We start from the raw sequence: 557 nt of genomic DNA, 5'->3' as shown, positions 1-557 counted from the left end.
CACGCGCTTCGGGGCCGGTTTTGTCTCCTGCGTGGCCGGCCTCGGTTGCGGCGGCGCGCGCTTTGCTGCGGGCGGGCGATCCGCATCCGTGGTCGCGCCGACACGGCCGTCCGCAAACTCGATCTCGACACGCGCGCCGGGACCGATCGCGTCCGCCGCATGCACGGGGTGGCCGGATTCATCGCGCACCAGCGCAAAACCGCGCGCGAGCACGCTGCGGTAGGACAAGGCGGAGAGCAGCTTGCCGCTGTTTTCGACGCGCGCCTCCAGCCGCCGCAACAGCGTGACGAGCGCGCGGTTCGCCCGCTCGGCCAGGCGATGCGTGCGCTCGCGCTGGCGCGCGATCGCGTTGCGCTGCGCCTGCGCATTCGAAAGCTTTGAGGCGCGCAGGCGTACCTCCAGTCCGGCAAAGCGGTCGCGCCTTTGCCGCAGCAGCGATCGCGCGGACAGGCCGAGCCGCTCGCCACACACGGTGAGCCGATGATCGGCCTGCGAGATCTGGCCGTGCAGCACCCGCAGCGTCAGCTTTGAACTTGCGGCGGTAAACCTGCGGAAAT

The 557-nt window shown here is 70.6% G+C and carries 1 protein-coding gene; it reads right to left on the bottom strand.

Annotated elements, in window-relative coordinates:
* A partial coding sequence (locus A5906_RS44135; protein ID WP_283807675.1) for an exodeoxyribonuclease VII large subunit occupies nucleotides 1–557 on the bottom strand: 557 nt, incomplete at both ends.

Origin of the sequence: Bradyrhizobium sacchari (assembly GCF_002068095.1) — a bacterium.
Taxonomy (GTDB): domain Bacteria; phylum Pseudomonadota; class Alphaproteobacteria; order Rhizobiales; family Xanthobacteraceae; genus Bradyrhizobium; species Bradyrhizobium sacchari.
The sequence above is the reverse complement of the archived record's forward strand: the minus strand, read 5'-3'. Positions and strand labels throughout refer to the sequence as shown.